This window comes from Chromohalobacter israelensis DSM 3043, assembly GCF_000055785.1.
Taxonomy (GTDB): Bacteria; Pseudomonadota; Gammaproteobacteria; order Pseudomonadales; family Halomonadaceae; genus Chromohalobacter; species Chromohalobacter israelensis.
In genome coordinates this window covers 448,341-462,177 of record NC_007963.1, presented here as the reverse complement: position 1 = coordinate 462,177, position 13,837 = coordinate 448,341, and the positions used below count along the sequence as shown (strand labels likewise).

Annotated in this window: 6 protein-coding genes, 2 tRNA genes and 3 rRNA genes; 1 reads left to right on the top strand and 10 read right to left on the bottom strand. The window is 61.6% G+C overall.

Annotated elements, in window-relative coordinates; all coding sequences use genetic code 11:
* Positions 1-78: 78 nt before the first annotated feature.
* From CSAL_RS02065 to lldD, 9 genes are all read right to left on the bottom strand, one after another.
* Entirely contained in the window at positions 79-918 is an 840-nt protein-coding gene (locus CSAL_RS02065; protein ID WP_011505715.1) for a type III pantothenate kinase, read from the bottom strand.
* Positions 915-1,895: a biotin--[acetyl-CoA-carboxylase] ligase gene (locus CSAL_RS02060; protein ID WP_011505714.1), complete on the bottom strand. Its 981-nt coding sequence runs from the start codon at positions 1,893-1,895 to the stop codon at positions 915-917. Before CSAL_RS02060 ends, CSAL_RS02065 begins: the two co-directional genes overlap by 4 nt.
* 181 nt (positions 1,896-2,076) lie before the next feature.
* Positions 2,077-2,192: ribosomal RNA gene (gene rrf / locus CSAL_RS02055) — 5S ribosomal RNA — on the bottom strand.
* A gap of 111 nt (positions 2,193-2,303) precedes the next feature.
* Positions 2,304-5,191: ribosomal RNA gene (locus CSAL_RS02050) — 23S ribosomal RNA — on the bottom strand.
* A gap of 179 nt (positions 5,192-5,370) precedes the next feature.
* Positions 5,371-5,446 (bottom strand) — tRNA-Ala (locus tag CSAL_RS02045).
* A 107-nt stretch (positions 5,447-5,553) separates the two neighbouring features.
* Positions 5,554-5,630, bottom strand: a tRNA-Ile gene (locus tag CSAL_RS02040).
* A gap of 97 nt (positions 5,631-5,727) precedes the next feature.
* Positions 5,728-7,265: ribosomal RNA gene (locus tag CSAL_RS02035) — 16S ribosomal RNA — on the bottom strand.
* Together the 16S, 23S and 5S rRNA genes with 2 tRNA genes alongside form the textbook arrangement of a ribosomal RNA operon.
* 491 nt (positions 7,266-7,756) lie before the next feature.
* A complete protein-coding gene (locus tag CSAL_RS02030; RefSeq protein ID WP_011505713.1) occupies positions 7,757-10,642 on the bottom strand; it encodes an FAD-binding and (Fe-S)-binding domain-containing protein in 2,886 nt (961 codons plus the stop codon).
* A gap of 117 nt (positions 10,643-10,759) precedes the next feature.
* Entirely contained in the window at positions 10,760-11,938 is a 1,179-nt protein-coding gene (lldD, locus tag CSAL_RS02025; RefSeq protein ID WP_011505712.1) for an FMN-dependent L-lactate dehydrogenase LldD, read from the bottom strand.
* A gap of 338 nt (positions 11,939-12,276) precedes the next feature.
* Between lldD and CSAL_RS02020 the strand changes: the two genes are divergently transcribed.
* Positions 12,277-13,062 carry a GntR family transcriptional regulator gene (locus CSAL_RS02020; RefSeq protein WP_011505711.1) on the top strand — a complete coding sequence of 262 codons (786 nt, stop codon included), beginning with the start codon at positions 12,277-12,279 and terminating at the stop codon, positions 13,060-13,062.
* Positions 13,063-13,083: 21 nt separating this feature from the next.
* Here CSAL_RS02020 and CSAL_RS02015 read toward each other — a convergent pair whose 3' ends face one another.
* Positions 13,084-13,761: a metal-dependent hydrolase gene (locus CSAL_RS02015; RefSeq protein ID WP_011505710.1), complete on the bottom strand. Its 678-nt coding sequence runs from the start codon at positions 13,759-13,761 to the stop codon at positions 13,084-13,086.
* Positions 13,762-13,837: the final 76 nt, after the last annotated feature.

Sequence of the window (13,837 nt, the reverse complement as noted above, 5' to 3'; positions counted from 1 at the left end):
AGAGATGTGTCAAGCACTTATTTTACAATGCTTTTTCTCTCGCCGCGACTCCGTCGGCCCGAAACGCGCAGCATTGTGTCAAAGCAGCATCGAGAATGCAAGGCTGGCACGCACTTTTTCCAATGGCGGCGCTGGCGGCGGGGGCGGCGCACCGGACAGTCGCCCGGCACGCTCGGCGGCCGTCATCGGGAAGCAGGTTTCGAGTCCTGCATAGACCATGTCGGGCCATATCGCATGAGGGACACGCAGTCCCCGCGACACGACCCGTGCATCCCCGCCCGTGAGCAACAGCGGTAGCGCCACACCCTCGCGATCGCACACTTCACTGTAGATACGATTGACGGCACTCACCGCTGACATGTAGATACCGTGATTGACCGCCTCGACGGTATTGCGGCCGGGGGCCAGCAGCTCGTCCGCCTCGCTGTCGGGATCGATGGCCACGTTGCGCGTCCCCAACTTGAGGCTTTCCTTCATCAAGCGCAGCCCGGGAATGATGTACCCCCCCAGGTGACGGCCACCGGGCAGCACGAAGTCCATGGTGATCGCACTGCCGCAATCGACGCTACAGCAACCGCCCGTCAGCTGATAGCCGGCGAGCACTCCCATCCAGCGATCGACCCCCAGGCGGGCGGGCTCTTCATACCCGCAGCTGACGCCCAGGGCCTCCGGCGTCGAGCGCGCGACATGCACGGCGCCGACCTGCCGACGCAACAGCGCCACCGTATCGCGCAGCACCGAGGCCCGAGCCACGCTCGATATCCGTACCGCCTCGACCACATCGAGGTCCGGTATGTCGGCACCCGGGCGCCACTCCTCGCGCGTCCACACGGCACCGCGTGAGCGGATCTCGCTGCTGGCGACATCCTTCAGGCGCCACTTGGAGAGCGTATTGCCGATATCCAGGTCCAGAATCATGAGCGTAGGCGCAGGCTGATTTCACCACCGGCCAGGAGCCGGGCTTGTCCGTCGACGTTGACGCGCAGGTTGCCGGTATCATCCACCCCCTCGGCCACCGCCACATAGGCCTGCGTGCCCTGGTGGACATCGATTTCCTGCCCTGCATAGGCATTGCGACGATTCCATGCATCACGCCATGGCTCGAAACCATGCGTCTCGAAACGCGGCAGCATGCCCAGCAGGGCTTCGATCAAGGAGGCGGCCAGGGCATTCCGCGAGACGCTCGGCACTACGTCGCGCAATGCCGCGATGGGCTGATCCACGCTCTCGCGAAGGCTGTCGGGGAGCTCGACGTTGAGCCCGATGCCGATCACCACCTCGCAAGGACCGGCCACATCACCACTGACCTCCAGCAGTATGCCTGCCAGCTTGGCAGGTCCCTGCTCTCGACACAGCAGGACGTCGTTGGGCCATTTGAGCGCCACCGATGCCGAAAGCTGCTCCAGCACTTCCGCCAATACCACGCCGACCGCCAGGCTCAAGCCCTCCAGCGCCGAGGCCCCCTCGTCGAAACGCCACCCCAGCGAAAACACCAGGCCACGTCCCCACGGGGAGAGCCAGTCGCGTCCACGCCGGCCTCGGCCAGCGGTCTGGCTCTCCGCCAAGCATACCTCGGCATGTCCGGCACCCTGCTGGAAACGTTCGCGCAGGAAGCTGTTCGTCGACACGAGCTCGTCTTCGACGAACAGGCGCGTCAGGTGATGACGAGGCTCCGCCGGCAGCCTTTCTATGATGGCCGGGCCGGAAAGCAGGTCCAACGGTGCGGTCAGACGGTATCCCAGCCCTTTGACCGCTTCGAGCTGAAGCCCCATGGATTCCAGCTTCTTGAGCTGCTTCCACACTGCGGTGCGCGACACACCGAGCTTTTCGCCCAATTGTTCGCCGGAGTGGTACTCGCCGTCGCTCAGCAGACGAATCAAGTCGCCAATCGTCATTCCGGTCGTCCCCGTCGGGAAAAAACGACATTCTAACGAAATGCGGCTCGCCGGGGGAGCGTGCCCGACCAAAGCGCAACAAATCGGCGGCCGTGCGGGAGCTGTCCCCGACAAACGGCGCGCCACCCGCCCACGAAAAAACCCCCGCTGGCCTGGGCCAACGGGGGTTTCCGGGATAAATGCCTGACGATGACCTACTCTCGCATGGGGAGGCCCCACACTACCATCGGCGCTGAGCGGTTTCACTGCTGAGTTCGGCATGGGGTCAGGTGGGACCCGCTCGCTATGGTCGTCAGGCGGAACTGGTGTCGATCGCCTCACCGAGGCCATCGACGCAATGGGAACAAGCCGACACGTTACGTCTCATGCGCACCCGGTCGTGTTCATACAAGACCCTTTGGGTGTTATATGGTCAAGCCTCACGGGCCATTAGTACACGTTAGCTCAACGCCTTGCAGCGCTTCCACACCGTGCCTATCAACCAGCTGGTCTCGCTGGGCCCTTCAGGAGGCTCGAGGCCTCGGGGAGATCTCATCTTGAAGGGGGCTTCCCGCTTAGATGCCTTCAGCGGTTATCCCGTCCGCACATAGCTACCCGGCAATGCCACTGGCGTGACAACCGGAACACCAGAGGTGCGTCCACTCCGGTCCTCTCGTACTAGGAGCAGCCCTTCTCAAATCTCCAACGCCCACGGCAGATAGGGACCGAACTGTCTCACGACGTTCTAAACCCAGCTCGCGTACCACTTTAAATGGCGAACAGCCATACCCTTGGGACCGACTTCAGCCCCAGGATGTGATGAGCCGACATCGAGGTGCCAAACACCGCCGTCGATGTGAACTCTTGGGCGGTATCAGCCTGTTATCCCCGGAGTACCTTTTATCCGTTGAGCGATGGCCCTTCCATACAGAACCACCGGATCACTAGAACCTACTTTCGTACCTGCTCGACGTGTCTGTCTCGCAGTCAAGCACCCTTATGCTCTTGCACTCATTGCACGATTTCCAACCGTGCTGAGGGTACCTTCGTGCTCCTCCGTTACGCTTTGGGAGGAGACCGCCCCAGTCAAACTACCCACCACACACTGTCCTCGACCCGGATAACGGGCCCAAGTTAGAACGCCGATGATGCCAGGCTGGTATTTCAAGGTTGGCTCCCCCGGGACTGGCGTCCCGGGTTCCAAGCCTCCCAGCTATCCTACACAAGCAACATCAGCGTCCAGTGTGAAGCTATAGTAAAGGTTCACGGGGTCTTTCCGTCTAGCCGCGGGGACACCGCATCTTCACGGCGATTTCAATTTCACTGAGTCTCGGGTGGAGACAGCGTGGCCATCATTACGCCATTCGTGCAGGTCGGAACTTACCCGACAAGGAATTTCGCTACCTTAGGACCGTTATAGTTACGGCCGCCGTTTACCGGGGCTTCGATCAAGCGCGTCGCCGGAGCTAACGCCATCACTTAACCTTCCGGCACCGGGCAGGCGTCACACCCTATACGTCCGCTTACGCGTTAGCAGAGTGCTGTGTTTTTAATAAACAGTTGCAGCCACCTGGTATCTTCGACCGGTGGCAGCTCGGGCCGCGAGGGCCGTCACCGCCACCGGCGCACCTTCTCCCGAAGTTACGGTGCCATTTTGCCTAGTTCCTTCACCCGAGTTCTCTCAAGCGCCTTGGGATTCTCACCCTGACCACCTGTGTCGGTTTGGGGTACGGTCGCATGTGATCTGAAGCTTAGAGGCTTTTCCTGGAAGCGTGGCATCGATGACTTCCAGACCGTAGTCTGTTCGTCTCGCCTCTCGGCCTTGAGGATCCGGATTTGCCTGAATCCTCGGCCTACGGGCTTTCACCAGGACAACCAACGCCTGGCTCACCTAGCCTTCTTCGTCCCCCCATCGCAATCACATCCGGTACGGGAATATTAACCCGTTTCCCATCGACTACGCCTTTCGGCCTCGCCTTAGGGGCCGACTCACTCTGCTCCGATTGACGTCGAACAGAAACCCTTGGTCTTCCGGCGGGGGCGGTTTTCACGCCCCTTATCGTTACTCATGTCAGCATTCGCACTCGTGATACCTCCAGCAAGCCTCTCGACTCACCTTCGCAGGCGTACACGACGCTCCTCTACCGCTCATCCGAAGGATGAGCCCGTAGCTTCGGCACCTGGTTTGAGCCCCGTTACATCTTCCGCGCAGGCCGACTCGACTAGTGAGCTATTACGCTTTCTTTAAAGGATGGCTGCTTCTAAGCCAACCTCCTAGCTGTCTAAGCCTTCCCACATCGTTTCCCACTTAACCAGGATTTTGGGGCCTTAGCTGACGGTCTGGGTTGTTTCCCTTTTCACAACGGACGTTAGCACCCGCTGTGTGTCTCCCACGCTGCACTCACCGGTATTCGGAGTTTGCCTCGGGTTGGTAAGCCGGGATGGCCCCCTAGCCGAAACAGTGCTCTACCCCCGGCGGTGATACGTGAGGCGCTACCTAAATAGCTTTCGAGGAGAACCAGCTATCTCCGGGCTTGATTAGCCTTTCACTCCGATCCACAGCTCATCCCAGCATTTTTCAACATACTTGGGTTCGGGCCTCCAGTTGATGTTACTCAACCTTCACCCTGGCCATGGATAGATCGCCCGGTTTCGGGTCTATATCCAGCGACTGGTCGCCCAGTTAAGACTCGGTTTCCCTACGCCTCCCCTACTCGGTTAAGCTCGCCACTGAATATAAGTCGCTGACCCATTATACAAAAGGTACGCGGTCACACGCCGAAACGTGCTCCCACTGCTTGTACGCATACGGTTTCAGGATCTATTTCACTCCCCTCTCCGGGGTTCTTTTCGCCTTTCCCTCACGGTACTGGTTCACTATCGGTCAGCCAGGAGTATTTAGCCTTGGAGGATGGTCCCCCCGTCTTCAGTCAAGGTTTCACGTGCCCCGACCTACTCGATTTCACCAATGCGGGTTTTCGGTTACGGGGCTATCACCCACTATGGCCGGCCTTTCCAGGCCGTTCACCTAACCGTGCATTGACTTAAGGGCTGGTCCCCGTTCGCTCGCCGCTACTGAGGGAATCTCGGTTGATTTCTTTTCCTCGGGGTACTTAGATGTTTCAGTTCCCCCGGTTCGCCTCCCGCACCTATGAATTCAGTACGGGATACTCATCTTGTGATGAGTGGGTTTCCCCATTCGGACATGCCCGGGTCGCAGGTTGTTTGCCACCTCACCGAGCCTTTTCGCAGGCTACAACGTCCTTCATCGCCTCTGGCTGCCTAGGCATCCACCGTATGCGCTTCATCGCTTGACCATATAACCCCAAAGGGTCTGATCGTGGATGAACACGATAATTGCCGGATACGCTTGAGACGTATCGTCTTGCTTTGTCAGCTTGTTCCACATTGTTAAAGAGCGTTAGAGCAAAAGCTCTAAGCGGTAGGCTTTGCGAGAAAGCACACGGCTTAGGGCTTGATGAGTCGACTGTCGGGATGGTGGAGCCTACCGGGATCGAACCGGTGACCTCCTGCGTGCAAGGCAGGCGCTCTCCCAGCTGAGCTAAGGCCCCTCTGATGCTTCCCATGTGACATGGGATAGTTTATTCAGGTCAAGGCATTTTGTGGCGACACCTAGCCTGCTAGGCGAGTCACGACATAACGCTGAACTGGATAAAATTGGTGGGTCTGGGCAGACTTGAACTGCCGACCTCACCCTTATCAGGGGTGCGCTCTAACCAACTGAGCTACAGACCCGGCTTACCACTGGGTCCAGGACCCAAACAGTCGTTGCTCTGCTTCGATCAGGTAATTCATTGTGAGCGCTTACCCGGGTAGGGTGTGCACCGTCGTTTAAGGAGGTGATCCAGCCGCAGGTTCCCCTACGGCTACCTTGTTACGACTTCACCCCAGTCATGAACCACACCGTGGTGATCGCCCTCCGAAGTTAGGCTAACCACTTCTGGTGCAGTCCACTCCCATGGTGTGACGGGCGGTGTGTACAAGGCCCGGGAACGTATTCACCGTGCCATTCTGATGCACGATTACTAGCGATTCCGACTTCATGGAGTCGAGTTGCAGACTCCAATCCGGACTGAGGCCGGCTTTCTGGGATTGGCTTCACCTCGCGGCTTCGCAACCCTTTGTACCGGCCATTGTAGCACGTGTGTAGCCCTACCCGTAAGGGCCATGATGACTTGACGTCGTCCCCACCTTCCTCCGGTTTGTCACCGGCAGTCTCCCTAGAGTTCCCGACCGAATCGCTGGCAAATAGGGACAAGGGTTGCGCTCGTTACGGGACTTAACCCAACATTTCACAACACGAGCTGACGACAGCCATGCAGCACCTGTCTCTGCGCTCCCGAAGGCACCCCGGAATCTCTTCCGGGTTCGCAGGATGTCAAGGGTAGGTAAGGTTCTTCGCGTTGCATCGAATTAAACCACATGCTCCACCGCTTGTGCGGGCCCCCGTCAATTCATTTGAGTTTTAACCTTGCGGCCGTACTCCCCAGGCGGTCGACTTATCGCGTTAACTGCGCCACTAAGTCCTCAAGGGACCCAACGGCTAGTCGACATCGTTTACGGCGTGGACTACCAGGGTATCTAATCCTGTTTGCTACCCACGCTTTCGCACCTCAGCGTCAGTGTCAGTCCAGAAGGCCGCCTTCGCCACTGGTATTCCTCCCGATCTCTACGCATTTCACCGCTACACCGGGAATTCTACCTTCCTCTCCTGCACTCTAGCCTGCCCGTTCCGGATGCCGTTCCCAGGTTGAGCCCGGGGCTTTCACACCCGGCGTGACAAGCCGCCTACGCGCGCTTTACGCCCAGTAATTCCGATTAACGCTTGCACCCTCCGTATTACCGCGGCTGCTGGCACGGAGTTAGCCGGTGCTTCTTCTGTGGGTGATGTCGCTCTTGCCGGGTATTGGCCGACAAGCCTTCTTCCCCACTGAAAGTGCTTTACAACCCGAAAGCCTTCTTCACACACGCGGCATGGCTGGATCAGGCTTTCGCCCATTGTCCAATATTCCCCACTGCTGCCTCCCGTAGGAGTCTGGGCCGTGTCTCAGTCCCAGTGTGGCTGATCATCCTCTCAGACCAGCTACGGATCGTCGCCTTGGTGAGCCGTTACCCCACCAACCAGCTAATCCGACATAGGCTCATCCAATCGCGCGAGGTCCGAAGAGCCCCCGCTTTCTCCCGTAGGACGTATGCGGTATTAGCCTGGGTTTCCCCAGGTTATCCCCCACGACTGGGTAGATTCCTATGCATTACTCACCCGTCCGCCGCTCGTCAGCGTCCAGCAAGCTGGACCTGTTACCGCTCGACTTGCATGTGTTAGGCCTGCCGCCAGCGTTCAATCTGAGCCATGATCAAACTCTTCAGTTGAAAGTCTGATAGTCCGTTGAGCGGACCAAACTTGGTTCAAGACTAAAACGTTCTCAAAAAGACCCGAAGGTCTCTGACGAGTCGCTTGCCTTGATAGGTCGTGACTGGCACCCCTATCCCGGGCAAGCGCCCACATGAATTACCTGATCGACTTGTTAAAGAGCACCTCGTTTTCGCCAAAGCGCCTAACGAGGAAGGCGTATTCTACCGATACCGCCGTGATTGTCAAGGCAAAATGCCTGTCGGGACAATCCGTCACCGCATCCGAACCACCGTGCGATGAGTGGCGACTCGCGAGGTGCGCATTTTACCGAAACCGGCGCGACTGTCAAGCGAGATCCTTCGAGGCGAACCTGAAAATCTCAAGCAAGTCAGTCACTTGCGAACCTCTTTCACCGCTGGCCACGAGGTCCGTCGCCGGCAGCGGATGCGTACTTTACGGATCCGCCGCCGTGAACGCAAGGGGGCGAGACAAAAATAATGCCTCGAGATCACTCGCTTGTCACACGTCCGACATCGACCTGTGCCTGCGGGCTTTTCGCCTCCAGGGGGCGGCTGACGTCATGAAGCAGATCGAGAATCGAGCGGTAGGGAATGCCGGCATGCTGGCTCAGCCCCATCTCGCAGGTGCGCGAGTTGGAGTACCCCGCCTCGCAGCCACGCACGGCATCGGCCAGCCCCCGTAGTGCCGACGCGTTCAACTCCGGCACCGTGAACCCTTTGTCGCCGGCAAACCCGCAGCACGTGATGTCCGGAGGCACCACGACGTCGTCGGCGCAACGTTTGGCCAGGGCGAGAAACTTGTCATCCAGTCCCATGCAGGTGCTCGAGCAAGTGATGTGCAACGCAATACGCGCCCGCTTCGGCGTGATCGACAGGCGCGGCAACAGGTGGTCGTGCGCGAACGCAACGGGCTCTTGTATCTGCAGCCGCTTATCCAGCCGCTCACGCATGCGCTGCGTGCACGGGCTGGTATCGCACAACACCGGATAGCGCCCATTCTGAGAGGCCAGCAACAGCTCACGGTTGAGCTCGCGCGCCTTGTGATCCGCCTCCGCGAACTGCCCCCGGGACTGAAACGCCATGCCACAGCACAGGTGGCCGATCATCGCCGGCATGACGACCTCGAAACCGGCCTTTTCCAGCAGCGCCAACGTGGTCCGGGTCACGGCCCGGGCGTGCGCATCCTGGCGCGAGGTACCGAAGACGCGTGTGGCACAGGCAGGCAGATAGACGACCTTGTCGCCCCGGCCGACGGGCGGCTTGCCGGCACGGCGCTCCAAGATGCGCACCGGTGCCGGCCCGGGAAGACTCGGCGACCATTGCGGCAAACGTGCCCCGCTCAGGTGTCGCGCCCCTTTCGACAACGCTCCCATCAAGCGTGTCCCCAGCACGCCATGGGTCAGGTCGAGGACGCGCAGTCCGCCCCGTCCCAGTCGCGTGGTCCCTGAAAAGTGGCGGCCGATGAGGTGCGCCGCGTCACCGTGTTCGGCGACCTGCCGGTGCCGCCATTCACGCACGAGGTCCCCGGTATTGATCCCGACCGGGCACTGCGTGGCGCACAGGCCATCCGCCGCACACGTATCGATGCCCTGATATTGGTAGGCGTCGCGAAGCGTCGCCAGGCGCGATGCGTCCTCCTGCCCACCGGAGGCTTCGAGCCGCGCCATTTCGCGTTGAATCACGATGCGCTGACGTGGTGTCAGGGTCAGCTCCCGCGACGGACATACCGGCTCGCAGAAGCCGCATTCGATGCACTTGTCCACAATGGGATCGGCGGCAGGCAGCGGCTTGAGGTTGTGGATATGCTGCTCGGGATCGCGACTCAACACGACATCGGGGTTGAGTACATTATCCGCGTCGAAGAGCGCCTTGATACGCCACATCAACGCATACGCCTCGGCGCCCCACTCACGCTCGACATACGGCGCCATGTTGCGCCCCGTCCCGTGCTCCGCCTTGAGCGAGCCGCCATACTCGTCGGCCACCAGGGTCGCGACGTCCTCCATCAATGCGGCATATCGCTGTATCTCGGCCGGCGTCTCGAAGCCCTGGGGAAAGACGAAGTGCAAATTGCCTTCCAGCGCATGCCCGAACAGGATGGCGCCCTCGTAGCCATGGCGCCGGAATGCCTCGGTCAACGCCGCCACCCCGGCCTCGAGACATTCTATCGGGAAGGCGACATCCTCGATGATGACCGTGGTTCCCACGTCACGCACCGCGCCCACGGCAGGAAACAGTCCCTTGCGTACTTTCCAGTATCGCGCGTACTCCTCGGGATCGCGCGTGAAGCCCAGCGGCTCCAATGTCTTGATGCCCTCGAGCGCCGCGTGCACCGCCGCCATCTGCTGTGTCAGCGTCGCCTCGTCCTCGGCACGCACATCGATGAGCAGTGCCGTGGCAGCGGCGGGCAGCGTCTTGAGGCGCTCCGGCATGCCTGGACTCCCCTCCACCGAGCGCAAGGCCGCTCGATCCATCAATTCGACCGCCGACACCGGCGCCGACTTGAGCGCGAGCGTGGCTCGACACGCCGTGGCCATGTCGGGGAAGAAGGCCAGCGCCGCCGTTTTCAGAGGCGCATCCGCCACGGTGTCGTAGGTAATGGCACTGATGAAGCCGAGCGTTCCCTCGGAGCCGATCATCAGGTGGGCGAGAATATCGAAGCCATCCTCGAAATCGACCAGACTATTGAGCGCGTAGCCGGTGGTGTTCTTGAGCCGGTACTTGTGACGAATGCGCTCGGCCAGCGGCGCGTTTTCCCGGGTCTCTCGCCCCAGCCGCTCCAATGCCTCGAGCAGCGCGGCATGCGAGTCGCGAAATGCCGCCCTGCTATCCGCATCCGCGGTATCGAGCAGCGTGCCGTCGGCGAGAATGACGCGAATGTCACGCAGCGTGCGATAACTGTTCTGTGCCGTGCCGCAGCACATGCCCGAGGCATTGTTGGCGGCGATCCCTCCGATCATGCAACTGTTGATCGATGCGGGGTCGGGACCGATCTTGCGCCCGTAAGGGGCCAGCAACTGGTTGGCGCGGGCCCCGATGATGCCGGGTTGCAGGCGGATCGCCCGTCCCGCGTCGAGGATGCGGTAATCGCGCCACCCCTGATTCAACTGAACGAGCACCGAGTCGGTCACCGCCTGCCCGGAAAGCGACGTCCCCGCCGTGCGAAACGTCACCGGCAGGCGCCGACGCCGGCACTCGGCGAGCACGCCCATCAGTTCTTCTTCGCTGTCGGGGCGGACGACCAGTTGCGGGATCAATCGATAGAAGCTGGCATCGGTGCCATAGGCGAGCAATCGCAGCGGGTCGTCAATCAGGCGCTCGGCGGGCAGGATCCCGCGCAGTGCCTCGTGCAGCTCTTCGTAAGGCTTTTTCATCATGAGTCCCGATCGGTCGACAGCGAAAGCAAGACCGGGGCATCGACCGCCACCCCGTTGCGCCCTTGTCTCGGCGGCCCAGGCGCTCGCGCGACGACGGCACCCGAGCCGCGATCATTACAGGCTCGGCGAAAGCGTGCGTTCGATCGACGCCGCCGCAGACCCGGTGACCAGCGAATCCGAACCCAGCTCGGCGATGGAGCGCGCGCCGGTGAGCGTCATCGCGACCCGCATCTCCTTCTCGAACAGCTCGAGCAGGTGGGCAACGCCCGCCTCGCCGGCGGTGGCCAGCGCATAGATATAGGCACGCCCCAACAATATAGTATCAGCCCCCATGGCGATCATCCGCACGACATCGAGCCCATTGCGCACGCCGGAATCGGCCAGGATGGCCAGGTCGCCCTTGACCGCATCGGCGATCGCCGGCAGAGCACGCGCGGTGGAGGGCACACCGTCGAGCTGACGGCCGCCGTGATTGGACACGACGATGCCATCCGCGCCGAAGCGCACCGCATCGCGGGCATCCTCGGGGTCGAGAATGCCCTTGATGATCATCGGCCCGTCCCAGAACTCGCGGATCCATTCCAGATCCTTCCAGGAAATGGAAGGATCGAAGTTGTTGCCGAGCCAGGCAATGTAGTCTTCGAGCTCCGTCGGCTGGCCGCGATAATCGGACACGTTGCCCAGATCGTGCGGCCGGCCGTGAAGCCCCACGTCCCAGGCCCAGGACGGATGCGTCACGGCCTGCAGCATGCGCCGAAGGCCCCCGTGCTTGCCGCTCATGCCGGAGTGCGCATCGCGATAGCGCGCGCCGGGCACCGGCATGTCGACCGTGAAGACGAGCGTCTTGACGCCGGCGGCCTTGGCACGCTCCAGCACATGCTTCATGAAGCCCCTGTCCCGCAGTACATAGAGCTGGAACCAGAGAGGCCGCTCGATGGCCGAGGCCACCTCAGCGATGGGACACACCGACACCGTCGACAGCGTGAACGGGATGCCTTTCGAGGCCGCGGCGCGCGCCGCCTGCACCTCGCCGCGCCGGGCATACATGCCGGCCAGCCCCACGGGGGCCAGGGCGACGGGCATGGCCAGAGGTTCGCCGAACAGCTCGGTCTCCAGGGACAAATGGGACATGTCCTTCAATACGCGTTGACGCAACGCGATACCGGCAAGATCCTCGACATTGCGACGCAGCGTATGCTCGGCGTAGGCGCCCCCGTCGGCATAGTGAAAGAGAAAGGGCGGAAGGCGTCGCTTGGCGGCGTGACGGTAGTCCGTGGAAGCGGAAATGATCATGACGAACCCTGTGCAAATGAGGCGCTGGCGATGAGCGATCGCCGCGGCAACATCTCTAGCCTCGGCGATATTGGTATTACCAATTTACAATATACATCGGATCAACTTTATGGCCGGTCATTGGCAAGGTCAACTCGCGAACAGCGGCAGACGCCGAAACCGGCTCATACTTTAGTCACTTGCTTCGGCCAAATGCCCTGCTGGCTCTACATCAGCGAGACCCCTCGCCCATTCGCAGGAGGCTTGGGGCAGCGCGTGCAATCGCGTAAAATTGGTAATACCATTTATCAGACGATCACTACACTGGCGATCCTACGCCCAGCAACGAGCAGCGTCCCATGGCCTATCAACGCGTCAGACAACCTCGCCTCGCCGATGTCATCACCGAACGGCTCGAAGCCATGCTCCTCGAAGGCAGCCTCAAGCCGGGGGAGAAACTGCCCCCCGAGCGTGAACTGGCCGAGCATTTCGGCGTGTCGCGCCCCTCCCTGCGCGAGGCCATCCAGAAGCTCGCGGCGCGCGGCCTGCTGACCAGCCGCCAGGGCGGCGGCACCTTCGTGTCCGAGCAACTCAACAACAGTTACAGCGATCCGCTGCTGGAAATGCTCGCCCGCCACGGCGAGTTCAATCTCGACCTGCTCGAGTTTCGCGACGCACTGGAAGGCATCGCCGCCTACTATGCCGCCCTGCGCGCCACGCCGGCCGACAAGGCCATGTTGAAAACCCGCTTCGAGGCCCTGGAGGAAAGCTACCGGCATCCCGACCGTGCCAGCGACCCGATGCGCGAGGCACGTGCCGACGCGGCCTTTCACCTGGCCATCGCCGAGGCAGGCCATAACGTCCTGCTCCTGCACACCATGCGCGGCCTGTTTCACCTGCTGGAAAAGAGCATCGTCGCCAACCTGGCCCACCTGTTCGAGAAGCCCGATTCTCGCGACCGCCTCATGGACCAACACCGCGCCCTCTACGACAGCATCATCGCCGGCCACGCCGACGAGGCCCGGACACGTGCCCACGAACACCTGATCTTCGTCGAGGAGGGGCTGCTGGAGCTCGAGCGCGCCGAAACGCGCGCCCAGCGTGCGCAGCGTCGCTCCCAGGGGCTTCCCGAACCCCGGACATGAATCGTACCCGTCAGCGAGTCGTCACGGCGAGGGCCACAAGGCCACGCCACGCCCTACCAGCTCCCACAGCGTGGTCCAGGGCGGCAGCCAGGGCGCGAGGGCGACCCCCAGCAGCAGCATCAGCACGGCATTGCCGGGTTCGCGGTAGTCGAACAGCTTGAAGGCGGTGCCGAAGGAACGCTTGAGCCGCGAGCCGACCAGGTCGACGCTGTACAGCTCGTCGAGCAAGAGGTGAATCACCGCACCCAGGCTCAGCGCCATGCCCTGCGCCCAGGCCATCGGCGCCGGCTGAGCCAGCAGATGAAAGCTCATCGCCGCCGTGCCCATGCCGCACAGCAGACTCGCGAGCAGCGAGTGCCAGACGCCCCGGTGCACGGTGAACCGCTTGAAGATGGCGCCGGCGAGGTAGCGTACGCCGACGTACAGCCCGCCGCAGGCCATGACCAACGGCCCCGGCGCCAGGCGCGATTGCAGCCATAGCGCCCCGGCGATCACCGCCAGGACCGCCAGCAGCGTGAAGATCAGGCGGATGGCATGCGAGTGGTCGGAGTCGATGTCGGGCAGGATCCCGCCAAACGCCGTCAGCACCGCCAGCGGCCAGCCTTCGTTGAGACTCCACAGGCTCGCCTGCCATCCCGCATAGGCCGCCAGCGCGCCGCCGCCCAGGGCAACGCCGAAATGTGTACGAAAGTTGGCCATGGCCCGCCCGAAACGCCCCTCGACAATACTGGATGAAAAACCAGATTATGCGGCTTCGCGACGAGACAAAACAATG